The sequence below is a fragment of the Streptomyces sp. NPDC042201 genome (assembly GCF_055582185.1).
The window spans coordinates 30,072-46,852 of record NZ_JBVJDS010000022.1 but is presented as its reverse complement, the minus strand read 5'-3'; the positions used below and the strand labels follow the sequence as shown (position 1 = coordinate 46,852).

The window sequence follows — 16,781 nt, the reverse complement described above, 5'->3', positions numbered from 1 at the left end:
GGCGAGGGATGACACGCTTCCCGCTCGGCGCCAATCCGTGGATCTGGCACTCCCCCGTCGACGGCGCCGCCCTGGCCGAGGTCCTTCCGAAGCTGGCCGGCTGGGGTTTCGACTGCGTGGAACTGCCGCTGGAGCAGACCGGGGACTGGGATCCTGCGGCCACCGCCAGGGTGCTGGAGGCGACCGGGCTCGCCCCGGCGGCCGTGATCGCGGTCATGCCGCCCGACCGGAATCTCGTACGGACAGAGCCGGGCACCGTGCGGGCCACGCAGGACTATCTCCTGCGGTGCGTCGACGCGGCCCACGCGGTGGCGGCCCCCGTCGTCGCCGGCCCGGTGTACACGGCTGTCGGACGCACCTGGCGTATGACCGCCGCGGAACGAGCCACCGACTGCGCGGAGTTCAGGGAGAACATCGCGCCCGTGGTCGACCACGCGCGCGCCGCGGGGGTACGGATCGGGGTCGAGCCGCTCAACCGGTACGAGACCGGTCTGCTCAACACCGTAGGCCAGACCCTCACGGCCCTGGAGGGCCTCGACGCCTCGGTCATCGGGGTCGCCCTCGACACCTACCACCAGAACATCGAGGAGCGCGGTCTGCCCGGTGCCGTCCGCGAGGCCGGCTCCCGCATCGTCCACGTCCAGGTGTGTGCCAACGACCGTGGCACTCCCGGCGCCGACCATCTCGACTGGGCCGGGTTTCTCACCGCGCTGGACGGGAGCGGCTACCGGGGCGCCCTGTGCATCGAGTCGTTCACCGCGCACAACAACACGATCGCCGTCGCCGCGTCCGTCTGGCGCCCCCTCGCCCCCACTCAGGACGGGATCGCCACCGAGGGCCTCGCCTTCCTCCGCCAGGCTCTCGACACCCCCTGATCGGTACCGCACCCGCGCACCGAACTCCCCCCAGAGAGGACCGGTAATGAGCCGTCATGCTCGCGGTATAAGAAGGGCGGTCGTCGCCTCGGCGAGCGCGTTACTGCTCGGGCTCGCCGCGCTTCCCGCCGGCGCCGCCACCGCCGCCAGTGCCGAACCCGCCTTCCGTGCCCTGCTCTTCACCCGCGCCGTGGGTTACGTCCACGATTCCATCCCCGCGGGCATCAAGATGTTCGAGGAAGAGGCGGCCGAGAACAACTTCGAGATCGTCCAGAGCGCCGACCCGGCCGTCTTCGACGACGAGACGCTGAAAGACTTCGACGCCGTCGTCATGCTGCAGAACTCCGGCATGGTCTGGGACACCGACGCGCAGCGCGAGGCGATGGAGACGTACGTACGCAGTGGGAAGGGCGTCGTCGCCCTCCACAACACCCTCGACATGGGCGTCGAGGAACAGTTCCCGTGGTGGGACGAGACCATCAACGGCGGCGTCCACATGCCGGCCCACTCACCCGGCGTGCTTCAGGGGACAGCCAAGGTCGCCGACCGCGTCCACCCCTCCACCAAGGGCCTGCCCGAGCGCTGGGAGCGCCCGGAGGAGTGGTACAACTTCGACCGCAATCCCCGCGGCGATGTGCACGTCCTGGTCACCGCGGACGAGACGACGTACAACCCGGGCGGCTCCGCGATGGGCGCCGACCACCCCATCTCCTGGTGCCGCAGCACCCAGGGCGGCAAGGTCTGGGCCACCGCGATGGGGCATGACACCCCGGCCTACAGCGAGGCGTTCTTCCGGGACCATGTCATCGGCGGACTGAAGTGGGCTGCGGGCAACGAGCCGGGCGACTGCGGCGGCACCGTCTGGAGCGGCTACGAGAAGGTCACCCTCGACGACAACACCGCCGACCCGATGGAACTCGACGTCGCCAAGGACGGCCGCGTCTACTACGTCCAGCGCAGCGGCGAAGTGAAGATCTTCGACCCGGAGGCCCACTCCACCGTCACCGCGGGCAAGCTCGACGTCTACACCGGCGGCGAGGACGGCCTGATCGGTATGGAGCTGGACCCGGACTTCGGCACGAACGGCTGGATCTACCTGTACCACTCCCCCGCCGGAGCCACGAACGACGTCAACCGTCTCTCCCGCTTCACCATCAACGGCGGCACACTCGACCCGGCCAGCGAGAAGAAGCTCCTTGACGTCCCCGCCTACCGGGACCGCACCTTCCCCGAACCCGGACACACCGGCGGCGCCGTCGAGTTCGGCCCGGACGGCACCCTCTATCTCGGGGTCGGCGACGACGTACCGCCCAACCTCGACCCCGACTGGCAGGGCTACGCGCCGATCGACTGGCGTGCGGGCAAGGAGATGCTCGACGCCGCACGTACCGCGGGCAACACCAACGACCTGCGCGGCAAGATCCTGCGCATCAAGCCCACCACGGACGGCGGCTACACCATCCCCGAGGGCAACCTCTTCACGCCGGGCACCGAGAAGACCCGCCCCGAGATCTACGCGATGGGCTTCCGCAACCCGTTCCGCTTCACCGTCGACCCGAAGACCGGATACGTCCACGTCTCCGACTACGGCCCCGACCGCGGAGCCCCCGCCACCGACAGGGGGCCGGAGGGCCTCGTCGAGTACAACGTCATCAAGAAGCCGGGCAACTTCGGCTGGCCGTTCTGCCACGGTAACAACCAGGCGTACGCCCCGTACAACCCGGACACCAAGGAAGTCGGCGCCAAGTTCGACTGCGCGAACCCGACGAACCCCTCCCCCAACAACAGCGGGCTCACCGACCTGCCGGCCCTCACACAGCCGGAGATCTGGTACGGGTACGACACCTCCGAGGAGTTCCCCGAGATGGGCTCCGGCGGCTCAGCCCCGATGAGCGGCCCGGTCTACCGCTACGACAGCGAGAACCCCTCCACCACGAAGTTCCCCGCCTACTTCGAGGGAGCCGGCTTCTTCTACGAGTGGGCGCGCAACTACGTCAAAGAGGTCCGGTTCGACACGGACTCGAAGCTCCTCAAGATCAACGACTTCCTGTCCTCGGTGCGGTTCAACAAACCGATGGACATGACCTTCGGCCCCGACGGCTCGCTGTACGTCCTCGAATGGGGCAGCTCCTTTGGCGGCGGCAACAACGACTCGGGCCTGTACCGCGTCGACTACGCCCAGGGGCAGCGCATCCCGGTCGCCAAGGCCACGGCCTCCGCCACGAACGGGCCCCTGCCACTCGAAGTCGCCTTCTCCAGCGCGGGCAGCACGGACCCGGACGGCGACGCGCTGTCCTACGCCTGGGACTTCGACGGCGACGGCACGTACGACTCCACCGAGGCGGCCCCCACCCACACGTACACCACCGCGGGGGACTTCACCGCCCAGCTCGAGGTCACCGACTCCACCGGCAAGTCGGGCTACGCCAACATCCCGGTCACCGCGGGCAACACCGCGCCGAAGGTGACCATCGACTTCCCGGTCAACGGCAAGCTCATCACGTTCGGCGACACGATTCCCTACAAGGTCACGGTCACCGATCCGGAGGACGGGCCGGTCGACTGCTCCAAGGTCACCGTCAACCCGGCCCTCGGCCACGACGACCACGAGCACCCGACCACCGACCTCCCGGGCTGCGAAGGCACCGTCGACACCGGCGATCTGGGCGGTCACCCCGAGGGCGCGGACCTCACGTACGTACTCAACGCGAAGTACACGGACGGGGGCGCCACGGGAACCTCCGCTCTCACCGGCTACGGCCGCGCCGTCCTGCAGCCCGAGCACAAGCAGGCCGAGTACTACGACGCGCAGTCCGGCACGCGTGTGGTCGCGCAGGCCGGCGCCGAGAACGGCGAGCGCATCGGCGACGTCAGCGACGGCGACTGGATCGCCTTCGACCCGATGAGCGTCGAGGGCATCGGCGGCGTCAGCTACACGCTGTCGTCCCCGTACGGCGTCGGCGCGATCGAACTCCGGGCGGACGCACCCGACGGCCCGCTCCTCGCCACCACCCCCGTCCCCAACACCGGTGGCTGGGACACCTACCGGTCCACCCCGTCCGTCCCGGTCGAGGCGCTCGCGGGCACCCACCGGCTGTATCTGGTCTTCACGTCCCCGCAGGACAATTCGTTCGACGTGGACGCGGTCGGATTCATCAGCTCCTAAGGGCTGTCAGCCGTACCGCACGCGCCGCGCGCCCGGCGCACTCACCGGGCGCGCGGCGCACGTCCTGGGTGTCGGTCACCCGGCTGATCCTTTCCGCTCCTCGTACGGCACCGGCCGGCCGGTGAACGCGTCCAGGAGGACACGGTCGCCGACCGGCCGGTCAAGCTTCACCGTCACCTCCTCGGCACGCATGTCGGAGGTGCAGGGACCGTCCTTCGTCCCGACCACGGACGCGGACAGCACCACGCTGCCGCCCGTCTCCAGCACGTCCACGGCGGGGCCGTCGTCACAGGATCCGTGCGTGGCGACCACGGTGACGGACCGGCCGTCCCCGGCCACCTCGACCAGCCCGCCGAGCGGCGCCAGCTCGTCGGTGGGCAGCTTCCCGGCCGGCTTGACCGGCGACTTGGGGGCCGTCGACGGGCTGAGGGCGACCCGCTTGAGCGGGGTGTCGTAACCGTCCAGGGTGAACAGCCAGGCCGGGACGGTCGCCGGGCCACGGCTGGTGGCCACGGTCATCTCGCCCAGCTTCGCCCCGGTCACGGTGAGATGCGGCCCGTCGTTGCCGCCGCGGGCCACGCTGTCGTACGCCTTCTCCGCCCCCATCAGCGGCAACGCGAGCGAGCCTCCGCTCGCCCACTTCACCTGCCCGTCCTTCCGCGGGGTGGCGGGAAGTTCGCCGCGCAGGACGAAGTTCTGAGTTGTGTAGGCGCGCTTGTCGGCGTCGTTGCGGAAGGCGTTCTCGGGCAGCTGGACCGCGTCCCCCATCGGGTAGTAGCCCTGGCCCCACACCTCGGCGGCCCGAGAGCCGTCCCAAGCGTCGGCGACCTGCCGGGCGCGGGCCTCCCGGTCCTTGTCGCTGTCGCAGCCGGCGACGGCGCCGGTCCCGGCGATGAACAGGACGAGCAGGGCGAGCAGATTGACGGCGCGCGCGGGTTTCGTACGCATGAGTCCCCCCAGGACTGATGTGACAAGTGGCGGTTGTACGGCGAAGGTGAAGACCGTGCCGCCCCTGTGACGTGCCGCCCCCGGGCCGGGTTCCGCGACAGGGATTCCTCCCCGCCAGGGGTCCACCTGGTCTGCCCGCCGTCACACCGCCGACCGGCGTGCGAGGTCTTCCAGCCTCAGCCCCGCCGCGTACGCACCACGGCCGACGGCCGCGTACCGGCGGGGGAGCAGCCGTAGGGCGCCAAAGGATCCGCGCGAAAAGCACCGGAACGGCCGAACCGGAGCGGAATGAGCACTTTCGCCCCTAAAGTGGTTCTGCTCGACGGCTGCACCGCTCTTCTGGCCTGGCACGCGCCCGCCCTGCGGAGCCGTGCGGGGGAATCCGTGGTTGTCGCCGTCGCTACTACCCTCAGGAGCCCGGTCCTGCTGCCGCTGGCGCGGTGTCGGCGCAGGAACCTTTACTGCCAAGCGCCAGGCTCGGCGCGGAGTCTGGCGCGGACGGTCTGCTCGCACTGCTGATGGCCGGTCTGGGCGCAGTTCCTGGCGATCCAGCGGGTCAGTTCGTCCAGGGTGTGGAGGGTGCCGGATTCAGTGCCGCAGTTGTGTTCTTCGCCGGTGACGCAGAGTGCCTCGTAGACGGGCGGCGCCATGGGGTCGGCGACGGTGGTCACTTGGTACTCGCGGAACCGGAAGTGTCCACGCGTAACGCCCCGGTCGGGTGCTTCGGTGGTCGCTGGGTCAGGCATCGTCGGCCGCCTCGTTCGGGTCGGGGACGCGCCGGCCACGTGAGTCGGCGACCCGGAGGGCGTCGGTGAGGGCTTCGGTCAGTCGGCAGGCCAGCCAGCGGCATTCGGTGCCCGAGACCGTCTTCGCGCCGGGGACGAGGATGTCTTGGGCGTATGTCAGCAGTTCCTCGCCCATGTCCAGCTGTACGGTTTCGATGCTGTCGGCGAGGCTGGAGAGGTAGCCCGTGGCGTCGGTGCTGAGGTAGCCGGGTTTCCCCTCGGGCATGGCCCACGGGAGCAGCCGGGGGCCTGTTATTCCCGAGGACGCGTCGTACAACTGCCTGCGCCATGCGGTCCGCGTCACTCCTGGGCAGGTTCACCGTGCACCCCCGGCCTGGGTCGCTGATAGGGATACGGAGACCGTAGATGCCTGACCAACCGTCACTCCGTGTACACAACAGCCCAGTTGGGCACGGATCGTGCGCGAAGTGCCACGCTGCGTGGTAGCTATCCGACGACTCCCAGGTAGGCGGCCATCCGCTGGTGCCGCAGCCATTGGGGGGATGCTCGGCGTACTCCCGCCAGCTCGTCCATCGCCGCTGTGAGGTCGCCGGTGCGGGCATGGGCGCGGGCGACGTCCATGCCGTGGCGGTTCCAGTTGTCGTCGCTGGCCCGTCCGGTGTTCTTGGGTGACATGGCGTCCTGGCTGGACTTACGGACGACGGTGCGGGCGTCGCCCAGGATCATGGCGTCTTCCACGTCCTTCATACCAACGGTCAGCGGTCCGACGGTGGTCCAGTGCCGGAAGAACGATCCGGTGTGTTCCCGTCCCACGGCGGCTGCCGCCGTGTTCGCCACGCGGTAGTACTGGCGGGCCTCTTGGGGGCGGTTGTTGCAGCCTGCGGCAGCTGCGGGTCGCAGGGCCAGCTAGCCCCATGCCGCACATTCATCCGGGGTCGCCCGGGACAGCCTCGGCTCGATCACATCGGCGGTCCGGGCGGCGAGCTGTTCGGCCTCGGCGCGGGCCAGGACCGCCTGGCGGTACTCTTCACCGCTGTCGAAGTAGGCAACCGCGCTGTTGGCGTCCCGCAAGAGTGCGAGTAGTTGGGAGGCGACGTTCTTGTAGTTGTCGGAATGGTACAGCGCCGCCCCGTCCTGCACGGCCCGGCGGAAGCGGCACAGGTTCGATTCCTCCTCGACCCCCTCGCCGGCCAGGTCGTCGGCGATGCCTACGGGCGGGTCAGGGCGGCACGGAGCTGGACCAGGTTGACCCGGTTCGCGTCCTCCGCGCGGCCGACCGGCTCAGGGGCGTCCGGTGCCAGGAGCGTCGCGGTGGTGACGCCCAGGGCGCGGGCGAGGATATGCAAGCTCTCCATGCGGACGGTGCCACCCTGCTCGACCTTGCGTACAGTGCCCGGTGACACGCCTGCCGCTTGGGCCAGTTCCTCCTGACTCATCCCAGATCGGCGCCGATACATGCCGACGTTGTCAGCCAGTTCCGTAGTCATCCCGTTTACCACGTCCAGCGCCACGGTACGCCGGACGGGCGCATCAACCGGTGGCTATCCAGCAGATACCCACCCCGGAGCGATCACCCGCCCCGACGCGGCACACACCATCGCCTTGCCGGGCTCCGGCAGCATCCGGGCCTGAGTGGGAGGGATCCCTCGTCGGTCGGGCAGTTTCGCCGTACCAGGGTTCCCCGGGGGCCGCCGAGGCTCAACCCGTGACGCTCGCGCCCCGGCCTTGGCGGCCTCGGGGAACCCTGGTACGCCTCCGGGACCGGACAACCCACATCGGCGTGACCGCGACGGTGTACGCCCACGTCCGGCTCCGCCTCCAGCGCGACGCCATCGTCCTCCTCGGCAACGCCCTCCGTGACCCCTCGAGCCCGCCACCCGAGCCGACGACGGCGACGACCCGCCGCTTTGTGCAGCACCCGTCCGCTGACGTTGCCGTCAACTACTGCCGTCAAGAGACACGAAGAGTCTCGCCGACACTACAGCCGTGTCTCGCGATCTCGTTTGTCGCGGGTGGCGTAGTGGCAGCGTTGCGCACGGGTCTGGTGGGTGCGGCGCCAGTGCGACTGGGTGATCACGATCTTCGATGGGAGGGGAGCGGTGGCCCAGCGGAGACAGTTGAGGAGGCGGCGGATCTCCTCGGCGGTGTAGCGGATCAGCTTTTCAACGATCCCCGTTGATCCCCCTTTTGAGGTATTCCGGCCGGATCTGTTGATGCGGGCAGCCCGGCTTCCCCGTCGGGTTCTTCGAGGTCGCGGGAGCGGGTGTCGGTGATGGTCAGGAAGGCAAGGACGGCCATGGACAGGGTGATATGACGGTGCCAGGCGTCCCCGGTACGGACCTCGTAGTGGTCGAGACCGCAGTCGGACTTCCCGGTCTCGAAACAATCTTCGATGCTCCAGTGCAGCCCCATCACGCGGACGATCTCTCCGATCGGGGTGCCGGCCTTGGCATGGACGGCAAAGTAGGCGATCTGGGCGGGGTCGGTGATCGAACGCCGCACCAGCAGCAGGTGTACGTAGCCGCGGCGGGGTCCGCCCTCGGGGCCGCCGGGCCAGGTCACTTCGGCCAGTGCCCAGTCGTAGGAGCGCAGCCCCTTGGCACCCGCTCCGCACGAGCGGCGTTCGAAGAGAAGCGGGACGGCGGCGGCGAACGCGTCGACGCGCAGGTTTCCTGTGCCGTGGGTGTGCACGGTCTCGTCGACGGGGACGGCCATGACGTAGGCGATCCGGCGGCGCTCGAGGGCGGCGCGGAGTCTGCGGTCCTGGCCCTACGCGCTGTCGGCGGCCACCCAGCCGAAGGGCACCTCGCCCGGCGGCATCGCTCGATCATGCGTCGTCCCAGGTCCGAGTCCAGGTGGCTGAACGCGGCGACTTTGAGCCGGCGGATCTCGTCGCGGTGGTGGGCGTGGTCGCGGGTGCGGTGCCCGAGCGGGATGTCCCGCCAGGGCAGCTTCCTGACCTGGGCGTACAGGCCAGGATGGTTCCTCTTCACGATAGCCACGTAGTGAGCGCCGCAGCCGATCAGATAGGCCCCGTGATCATGCTGGGCGAGCAGGGCATCGGTGGTCACGACCGAGTTCTGTAGATCCAGTCGTCCAGCAGGGGTGCGAAGGAGGGGATCTCGTTGCTCTTGGAGGCGACCTGCCGCTGGGCCAGGACCACGCCGTGGTGGCCCATCGCTGCCAGCAGCTGGATCGCCGTGGCAGTCTTGGTCCGCGAACCGCGTACCACCTAGCCGTCGACCGCGATCACCCGCCGCACCGGCCCCGCCTTCGGCTCTGGCTCGGCCGGGGGTGGCGTTCTGGCCTGCAGAAACGCGCCGATCGCCGCGTCCAGTGCATCGCCGTCCACGCGCTGCAGCAGTCGCCGCACCGTTGCCGCGTGCGGCACCGGTCGCAGACCGGTGAATGGATCGGCCGCGAAGTCGAGGACACCCAGCGCATGCTGCGAGGCATCCGTGATCCACTCGCGATCGCGATGAGCGAGCGGGCTCCGGTCAGCACCGCCGAGACGGCGGCGCACAGCAATGCGACCGCCGGATACCGCAGTCCTCGCACATCGCGGGGATCGGCGACCAGGATCAGGAAACGCCGCAGGTCAGCGACATCGCGTGAGGTGAGGGAATCCGTCATGTAGCCCAGTTGCTCCAGCACGGAAGGGATGGGCAGTGATGTTCGGGCAGGCACGGTCTCGCTCGGTTCTCATGGGTCTCGACAACCACATGATCACCAGCACCGCGCCTGCTCTGCTCTCCGGGGTTCCTTGCCGGCAAGCCTTTAACTAAAGTCACCAGATTTAATAGACCACATAAGTTCGTACCAGTAATTATCGTGCACTTCGTAAGCTTCCGGATCAATGCGGCGCACCATATTTTCGAAGCCGGCTGCGGCAACGTCCCAACTTTCGCCAGCTTCATCTTCATCAAAAGGGTAAAGCTCAATCAGCCCACCCATGCACAAGGCGAAACGCTCTAGCGTGGTATTAACTACCCTCACACCCTCCACTCCGCGAGCGGATTCCACTACATGCCCGGTGCCGGGATCCCATAGGATGCTACCGAACAGCCCAAGGGTGCCAAACTTGACGAGTCGACCACGTGGCTCAATTGAAGAAAATTCCAGAAATTCGAGAGGTTGATACAGCTCCCCGATTGATCCGTTCGGCACGTCAAGTGAAGCTGGCACGGAGGCCTCCCCTACGGGTTCGCGGAAGTTCAGTGCAATCACCGCATATTCGGAATTGAATTCACTGGCATTTTCACTATTCATTGCATACTTCCAAGGATATAAATGAGGGTGGCGCTCGACTCAAGGTCGAGCGCCACCCTACTCGGCCTTATGGGGAGTCGAAGAGGGAGCGTACCGCATCCTTCAGGTCGGCGTTAGTCTTGTCACGGATAGCCTCCGTTGTGGCACGATCAGAGCCGTTCCATTTATAGCTCCAGGTGACCGAAGGCACGTCCTTGACAAGGCCCTGACACTTTGCCGCACAAGGCTCCCGTTCGGAATAGAGTTCAACAATCTTCCTCTTTCCAGCTTGCGCAAACAAGTCTTCTTCCGAATGGACATTCTTATTGGATTTACCGACGATCACACTACCGTCGTCCAATCGGGCGGCCGCATAGTTGGTCAACCCACGGTTCCTGTCGATAAGCCGCTGCAAACGCACCGACTGACCCAGGTCGGTCTTCCCGTAGCCTACTTTTCCCGACTTCGGCGCTGTGCCTGGCCTGTGCAGAAATATTGCGGCGAGCGCGCCAGGTACGAGGTAGGAGTCGGATTCGACATCGACGCCCTCCTTCGCAGCCCATGCGTCATACTGGGTACCTAGATCACAGCCGCCTGCGGCTTGATTGTCTCCCCAGCAATCCGTATTAAGCGGCGTATAGAACAATTCGAGAGCATAGGCCAAATTCCTCAGCGTACCCAAGAAGGCAGCAGTGAGGATGCTGGCTCCAGTCCCCCCGTACCCCTGAGTCCCACCGCCGTCGCCCTGACCCGTACTAGTAGGCGCTGTCGATCCGGTCCCTGAATCCATGTTGCTGGTGGTTCCGGTGCTGCCAGTTTCAGCAGTACCTGAAGTATCTCTGGGGACATAGTCTCCCCATTCAAAATCGTCATAGTACGTAGGGCCCTTACCGCCTGAGCCGTCGTCCGTCTTCAGCCCAGTGGGGTCGGATGCTGTGACCGGCGTGTTGTTGGCATAGGCGTAGCCGTTGAGGGACTGGTGTTGATCCAGGGCGAGGATCGGATCGACGCTGATGAACTGGCCGATGCCCGGGTCGTATTCGCGGGCGCCGACGTGGGTCAGACCGGTTGAGGTGTCCGCCGGCTTGCCGAGGAATGCCTTGTCGTCGGGCCACGTGGTGGGTTTGGTGCCGCGGGGCGCGCCGAAGGGGGTGGTGTAGCGCTTGGTGACAGCCTGCGTGGTGGCGTCGATCACAAGGCTGGTGGTGCCGTGATGGTCACCGGCGAGGAAGCTGAGCTTGGTGCCCGCAGTGCCCACCGTCGCGGTGCGGACGGCGATGGCCTGGCCGGCGGCCGTGTAGTAGCGGGTTCCGGAGACCGTCTTCGTGCTGCCCTTGACTGTGAGACGGACTTCCGTCGCACCGAGGTAGAGGACAGTGTCACCGTCTCCGGTGGCACGGCGGATGAGGAGTTCGCCGTCGGCGTCGTAGAGATAGCTGGTGTTGAGAGCGGGCTTGGATCCGGCAGCGGGTTCCGTCGTGGAGGCGAGTTTGCCCTCCGCGTTCCAGCCCAGGGTCTGTGCGGCCTGGGTGCCGGGTCTGCTGGTGGTGTTGCCGGATTTGTCGTACGCGTACGTGGCGGCCCTGGCGCCGGTGGTCCTCGCGAGGGAGTGCGGCTGCCCGGCCGCGGTGCCGTACTCGTACGTGGTGGTGGTGTTGCCGGTGGTGGCGTGGTTGGTCTCGGTCTTTCGCTGACCGGCGCTGTTGTAGGTGTAGCTGGTCCAGTAGGGAGCGGCGCCGTCGACGTTGGCGGTGGTGCGGCCGGTCGTGACGCAGTCTGCGGTCTTGGGTGTCCAGGCTTCGGTGAGGCGGCGGTAGCCGTCGTAGGTGAAGCACTGGTAGTCGGGCTTGGTAGTGCCACCGAGGGTGGTGCCGTCGAGAATCTGGGTGACGTTTCCGGCCAGGTCCTGGGTGAAGTTGAGGTCTTGCAGCATGTACGGGTGGGTCTCGTCCGTCACGCTGCTCTTGGTGAGGCGGCCGGTGCCTGCCTCGTATCTGTTGTTGATGTAGGCGTTCTTGGCGCCCGCGCCACCGGTTCCCAAGGTGAGTTGTTCGACCTGTCCGATGGCCGAGTAGGTGACGCCGAGGAGGTAGCCGCTGATACCGCTGAGGCCGGTGGTCAGACCGACGGAGTTGTACGTGGGCTGGACGTACTCCGACGGGAGTCCGGCGGCGGCGGGTTCCTGGGTGAAATTGACCGTGCCGTCCAGGCGGTAGTCAGTACCGAGGGTGGTCGTCGCGGAGACTGCTCCAGAGGTGACGAGCGGATCGTCACTCGGGATCGTCAGGCTCGTACTCGTGGCACGGCCGAGGGTGTCGTAGACAGCGACTTGCTTCGTGTACGCCTTGCCTGTGGTGCCGCCGACGTAGCGGATGGAGGCGTCGGGCTTGCCTTTGAGGAGGGTGTCATAGGTCCAGCGGGAGAGCTTGTTCGCGTCTGTTCGGGATGTCTGCCAGAGGTCCGTCTTACGGCCGAGTTCGTCGTACCCGTACAGCAGCGTCCCGTTGTCCGCATCCTTGGTGAGGTCGACCTGGTCGCTGTCGGTGTATTCGGTAGTGGCGGCGCCCTTGTCGGGATCGGTGGTGCCGGTCTGACGGCCGAACAGATCGTAGGCGTAAGTCCACTTGGCGCTGTCAGGACCGGTGACCTGTGACGGCTTGCCATCGCGGGTGTAGTCGTACTTCACCGAGGTGTACGCGGTGCCCGCCGTGGCTCCGTAGTCGGAGTCGTCATGCGTGGTGCCGGCGTAGGTACGGGTCTCGGTGGTACGTCCCAGGGCATCGGTGATGGTGCGGGTGGCGTTGCCGTTCTCAACGGCGCTGGTGGCGGTCGAGTCACCCGTGTAACTCGTACTCGTCTGCCACTTCTTGACACCGAACACGTTCAGGGTGTTCGTGGTGGGCCGGGCCGCACCGTCATACGCCGTCTGGGTCAGAACGGGGGTGTGCGCGTAGGAGGTGCGGGCGTAGGTGCCGTTCGGGTCGGTGGTGTCGTCGTAGACGTCGGCGTAGGTCTCGTAGGCCAAGCCGCGGGAGTCGTATCGGGTGTCGGTCAGTATTCGGCCGCCGAGCGGAGAAGCGGTCTGCGTCTGCAAGGGGCGCAAGAGTGCGTCGGTGACGGCGTAGCTGGTCAGGTAGCTGGTGCCGTCGGCCTTGAGCGTCGCCACGGACGTCCACGGCTGACTGCCTCGGGCGAAGTTGTAGCCGTACTTCACCGAGGGGCTGTCGTTGCCCGACTTGCTTCGGTTGGGTTCCCAGGTGGCGGTGATACGTCCGAGGGCGTCGAAGGTGTTCTCGGTCTTCTTCAGGTTCGCGTCGAGGGTGCTGGTGACCGAGCCCCGTGCCGGATCGACGTACGTGTAGGCCTTGTGTGCTTGCCCGTTGGAAGCCAGCTTGGGAGCCGTGACAACAGTGGAGGTCAGCGGTCCTGCGGCGGCAGGGAAGTACTGCATAGTGGTGACGTTGCCACCGGCGTCGGTAACGGTGAGAGGGCGGCCCAGCTTGGCGGTCCCCCCGTCGTACGTGGTCCTGGTCAGCCTCTGCCAGCCGCCACTGAGCGCGGGGGTGCGCTCACCGGTGCCGACGGCGGCCGGATATGCCTTGGCCCGGCCGGTCCAGGTGGAAAGGCCCAGAGTCGGTGTCTGGGAGGCGGACCAGCCGGTGGCGTCCGGGGTGTCGTAGACAACCGCTGTGTCGGAGAGGACATCGCCACGCGTCGTGGACGTGGCCGGGAGGTTCAGCTTGTCGTCGGTGATGAGGGCGCCCGTAGCGTTCAGGCAGGCTGAGCCCACCACCCTCGTGCGGGAGACAAGTGTGGTCAGCCCCTTGGCGGCATTCCGGGCGTACCAGGTGCGGGTGCAGGTCTCGTCGCCGGTCTTGGCCGCGTCGCCGGAGGCGTCGGTCTGCGTGACCATGCCGTAGGTGTCGTCGAAGGTGTACGTCGTGTGGCCGCTGCGCCAGGTGTTACTGACGGGGAGGTAGGTGTACCCGTAGGTGCGGGCGGAACGTACGAAGTACGCCTTGGTGTGGGCGTAGGACTTCTGCTGGCTGGCGGTCTGCTTGCTCCAGGCATCGTTCACCGTGACGGAGACGGGCTTGTCGCCGTTGTAGGTGATCTCCTGGCGCAGGAAACCGGCGAGCTGGTCGTGGTCGTCGGTGTCCGCGACGTCGAGGCCGGCCACGTCGATGCCTGGTACGACGACGAGGGGACCGTTGGTTCCGCCGAGCCGCTTGTCACCGCTCAGGCCCTGCATGAACCGGCGTACGGTCTTCGACTGGGTGACCTCGGCGCCGCCGGTGGTGGTCGTCACCGTACGGTAGCCGCGCCAGCTGGACCAGGTGCGCTGATCCTCGGGTGTGAAAGGGTCGTCGTTGTAGTGCCAGCCGGGGCCTTCGTAGGTGTAGAAGTTCTCGACAGCTTCGTTCTGGCCGGCCGGGTCGGAGGTGGACACGGAGGTGACGTTGTACTTGTGGAACCAGTCGAGCGCCGGGTCGCCTCCGTTGATGGCCCAGTAGACCGGGTAGCAGGACAGGGAGTTGTCGTCCTCGGCCGCGGGCATCCTGCCGCCCCGTACGCACTCCGGGCCGGAAAGCGTCACCGTGGTGACAGCGCCCGTCTCGGAGATGATCTCGTTGATGCGGGGACGGCTGAACGGCAGGATGTTGTCGCCGTCGCTGTCCACCCGGTTGGGCCGCATGTGATAGTCGAACTCCACCGGCGGTACGGCGATCGGGTCACCGTTCTTCCCCGTACGTTGGAGCGTCTCCAATACCAGGGACTTGTCCGAGGGGTTCCCGATGTCCGCGCCGTCACGGAATCCCTGGGTCAGCCTGTAGCTGTCCACCGGCTTGTAATCGTCCGGCTCCAGGGCCGTGGACCAGACACTGGTGTCGACACCGGTCAGCATCTTGCGCGTGAAAAAGGCCGGCCCTGTAGCAAGACAGTCGGTCTCACTTGCCGAACAAATCGAGTCGAAGGGCACGTCCGGCCAGTTGTCCGCAGTGTCCTCGGTCAGTGAGGAACAGTCGGCGGCCGTGCAGCGCTCCTTGTGGGTGAAAGCCACCTTGCCGGACGGCGTACCGGTGAACAGCGTGTCCGAACGTTGGCCGTACTTGATCTCTTCGAGGTAGCCGCCGCGGGTGTAGGCGGCGAGCTCGGTCTTGTCGCCGTTCTTGGCATAGTTGTTCGTCTCGGCCTTGTACCAGTAGGTGGAGGCGTTGCCATGCACGTCCGTTGCCAGATCGAGGTTCCAACGCCACGCCTGGGTCTTGGCACGGCCGGAGAAGCCAGTCCCGGAGGAGTAGCCAGGCTCGCCCGAGTCGTCACCGAAGACGGGAACGGTCCAGACCGAGTTGGTGCGCTCGGCGCCGGCACCCGGCAGCTTGTTCAGACCGAAGGTGTAGACGGTGCCGTCGCCCGTAACCACCTTCCAGTACTCGCCCTTGCCATCACCTTTGCCATCGACGATGGTGTCACCGTCGTCTCCGTTGTCAGCGCCCGTCTCATGGGTCACCTGCGAGGCGTCGTCATTCTTGAGACGCCAGATGCCCTTGGCATCGTCCTTGACAAGTTCGGTGGCTTTGCCGTTCAGGACGAGGGAAGCGTTCTCGTACTTCCAGCACTGATCGAACTTGTCGTCCTGGCCGTCGTCGTCGCAGGCACCGTACTTGCGCTCAATGTAGGAGGAGGTCAGGTCGAAGCCTTCCCCGACCATGGAGCCCTGGTTGTTGGTGTTGGCGGTCCGCCCGTCGATGCTGCCCGAGTCGTAGGACAGCGAAAGGGACGGCACCGGGCCCGCCGCGGCGGGCGGCACACCGATCGGGTAGGACCAGGTGAACGATCCGGAGGACCCTCCCGCCTCCCAACTTGATGAAGCGGCAAGCGGCGTGGCCGCGTAGTCGCCCCTGGCGGACGGCGACCCGGCCGTGGCCGTCAGCGCGAACACGCTGACCGGTGCGGCCATGCTCTTCACCACTGTGCCGGACGCGTCGGCTGCGGGAGCCTTCGCCCGGGCCTCGGAAAGGTTTACCTGGGCGGCAACGGTCTGTGCGGAGACGTCGTTCTGCGAACTGACGACGGTTTGCTTACGGCATTCCGGCTTCTGCGGAGTGGTCAGCACACAGGCGGGCAGGGTCACCAGGCCGAGGCGGTCGGCCCAGTTGCCGCCCACGGCGGACGCGAACGATTGGTAGTCGACGGTGACCTGCGCGACGCCGGGCGTTTGGGCGGCGGCGGCGAACACGATCCCGGTGACGCCGGCTTCACGGGCAGTCTTCTGATCGAGGAGATTCACCGTGGCCGTGCCGGCGGCAGGGGGCGTCTTCGGCCCCTTGGCAACCTGATTCCTCTTGCCGGGGGCGAGGGCCGTGATGCTGATTGTCTTTGCCTTGACGGGCGTTGCGATGTCCTGAGTGCCCTTGGATGCCTTCGGCCAGGACCTCCCACTCGCGCTGCTTGTCTGCTTGCTGTTGGCTGCCCGCTTCTTGGCCAAGCGGTCGCGGGCGGCGTCGGACGCATTGACGTTCTTCACCTGGCTGACACGCGGCTTTGGTGCGTCCGGACGCCCCAGCGGATCCTGGGCCATAGCGACCGGGGTCAGCGCGGCAGGCACGGACAGCGCGAGGACCAACGCGCCGACCAGTGGGATACGGAATCGTCTGGAACCGGTGGCGGGCAGCCGCCGTCCACCGTGCCGTAGGAGAGCGGCGAAGGGTCTGGACACGGACAAGTCTTCTCTCCAAGAGAGTCCGGCCGCCGGGAAAGCGAGTGGCGGCTCTTTGGCAGAACAGGGAGGTCGGG

Annotated in this window: 13 protein-coding genes and 1 pseudogene; 2 read left to right on the top strand and 12 right to left on the bottom strand. The window is 67.0% G+C overall.

All coding sequences use genetic code 11. The features are described from left to right. Positions 1–8 precede the first annotated feature (8 nt). Positions 9–875 (top strand): sugar phosphate isomerase/epimerase family protein, encoded by an 867-nt coding sequence (locus ACZ6MZ_RS33750; protein WP_469356382.1) that lies wholly within the window; start codon positions 9–11, stop codon positions 873–875. 46 nt (positions 876–921) lie between these two features. Next, complete coding sequence (locus tag ACZ6MZ_RS33745) at positions 922–4,041, top strand: ThuA domain-containing protein (RefSeq protein WP_469356380.1); 3,120 nt, start codon at positions 922–924, stop codon at positions 4,039–4,041. Between the two features lie 75 nt (positions 4,042–4,116). Here ACZ6MZ_RS33745 and ACZ6MZ_RS33740 read toward each other — a convergent pair whose 3' ends face one another. The 12 genes and pseudogenes from ACZ6MZ_RS33740 to ACZ6MZ_RS33685 all read right to left on the bottom strand — a co-directional run bounded on the left by ACZ6MZ_RS33740 (position 4,117) and on the right by ACZ6MZ_RS33685 (position 16,566). Then, positions 4,117–4,989: a hypothetical protein gene (locus tag ACZ6MZ_RS33740; protein WP_469356378.1), complete on the bottom strand. Its 873-nt coding sequence runs from the start codon at positions 4,987–4,989 to the stop codon at positions 4,117–4,119. Between the two features lie 458 nt (positions 4,990–5,447). Then, the gene (locus ACZ6MZ_RS33735) at positions 5,448–5,735 is read right to left on the bottom strand and encodes a DUF7848 domain-containing protein (protein ID WP_469356376.1); all 288 of its coding nucleotides are present in this window, start codon (positions 5,733–5,735) and stop codon (positions 5,448–5,450) included. Continuing rightward, on the bottom strand, positions 5,728–6,078 hold the full coding sequence (locus tag ACZ6MZ_RS33730; RefSeq protein ID WP_469356374.1) for a hypothetical protein: 351 nt from the start codon (positions 6,076–6,078) through the stop codon (positions 5,728–5,730). The genes ACZ6MZ_RS33735 and ACZ6MZ_RS33730 overlap by 8 nt, the downstream gene beginning before the upstream one ends. Before the next feature lie 143 nt (positions 6,079–6,221). Beyond that, a complete protein-coding gene (locus ACZ6MZ_RS33725; RefSeq protein ID WP_469356372.1) occupies positions 6,222–6,572 on the bottom strand; it encodes a hypothetical protein in 351 nt (116 codons plus the stop codon). A 69-nt stretch (positions 6,573–6,641) separates the two neighbouring features. After that, positions 6,642–6,806 (bottom strand): hypothetical protein, encoded by a 165-nt coding sequence (locus ACZ6MZ_RS33720; protein ID WP_469356370.1) that lies wholly within the window; start codon positions 6,804–6,806, stop codon positions 6,642–6,644. Between the two features lie 137 nt (positions 6,807–6,943). After that, positions 6,944–7,090, bottom strand: coding sequence for a hypothetical protein (locus tag ACZ6MZ_RS33715; protein ID WP_469356429.1), 147 nt, complete (start codon positions 7,088–7,090; stop codon positions 6,944–6,946). Further along, positions 7,091–7,171: pseudogene (locus ACZ6MZ_RS33710) on the bottom strand (helix-turn-helix domain-containing protein); the annotation flags it as partial. Between the two features lie 718 nt (positions 7,172–7,889). After that, positions 7,890–8,450: a hypothetical protein gene (locus ACZ6MZ_RS33705; protein ID WP_469356368.1), complete on the bottom strand. Its 561-nt coding sequence runs from the start codon at positions 8,448–8,450 to the stop codon at positions 7,890–7,892. 352 nt (positions 8,451–8,802) lie between these two features. Next, positions 8,803–8,967: a hypothetical protein gene (locus ACZ6MZ_RS33700; RefSeq protein ID WP_469356366.1), complete on the bottom strand. Its 165-nt coding sequence runs from the start codon at positions 8,965–8,967 to the stop codon at positions 8,803–8,805. Further along, the gene (locus ACZ6MZ_RS33695; protein ID WP_469356364.1) at positions 8,968–9,258 is read right to left on the bottom strand and encodes a hypothetical protein; all 291 of its coding nucleotides are present in this window, start codon (positions 9,256–9,258) and stop codon (positions 8,968–8,970) included. A gap of 254 nt (positions 9,259–9,512) precedes the next feature. Next, on the bottom strand, positions 9,513–10,004 hold the full coding sequence (locus ACZ6MZ_RS33690) for an SUKH-4 family immunity protein (RefSeq protein WP_469356362.1): 492 nt from the start codon (positions 10,002–10,004) through the stop codon (positions 9,513–9,515). Between the two features lie 67 nt (positions 10,005–10,071). Continuing rightward, positions 10,072–16,566, bottom strand: coding sequence for an RHS repeat-associated core domain-containing protein (locus ACZ6MZ_RS33685; protein WP_469356425.1), 6,495 nt, complete (start codon positions 16,564–16,566; stop codon positions 10,072–10,074). Positions 16,567–16,781: the final 215 nt, after the last annotated feature.

Bases quoted from the DNA above. Each gene is read 5' to 3' on its own strand.
- ACZ6MZ_RS33705 (WP_469356368.1), bottom strand. From the start codon at position 8,450: ATGGCCGTCCCCGTCGACGAGACCGTGCACACCCACGGCACAGGAAAC.
- ACZ6MZ_RS33690 (WP_469356362.1), bottom strand. From the start codon at position 10,004: ATGAATAGTGAAAATGCCAGTGAATTCAATTCCGAATATGCGGTGATT.
- ACZ6MZ_RS33735 (WP_469356376.1), bottom strand. From the start codon at position 5,735: ATGCCTGACCCAGCGACCACCGAAGCACCCGACCGGGGCGTTACGCGT.
- ACZ6MZ_RS33715 (WP_469356429.1), bottom strand. From the start codon at position 7,090: ATGGAGAGCTTGCATATCCTCGCCCGCGCCCTGGGCGTCACCACCGCG.
- ACZ6MZ_RS33745 (WP_469356380.1), top strand. From the start codon at position 922: ATGAGCCGTCATGCTCGCGGTATAAGAAGGGCGGTCGTCGCCTCGGCG.
- ACZ6MZ_RS33685 (WP_469356425.1), bottom strand. From the start codon at position 16,566: ATGGCCCAGGATCCGCTGGGGCGTCCGGACGCACCAAAGCCGCGTGTC.
- ACZ6MZ_RS33740 (WP_469356378.1), bottom strand. From the start codon at position 4,989: ATGCGTACGAAACCCGCGCGCGCCGTCAATCTGCTCGCCCTGCTCGTC.
- ACZ6MZ_RS33750 (WP_469356382.1), top strand. From the start codon at position 9: ATGACACGCTTCCCGCTCGGCGCCAATCCGTGGATCTGGCACTCCCCC.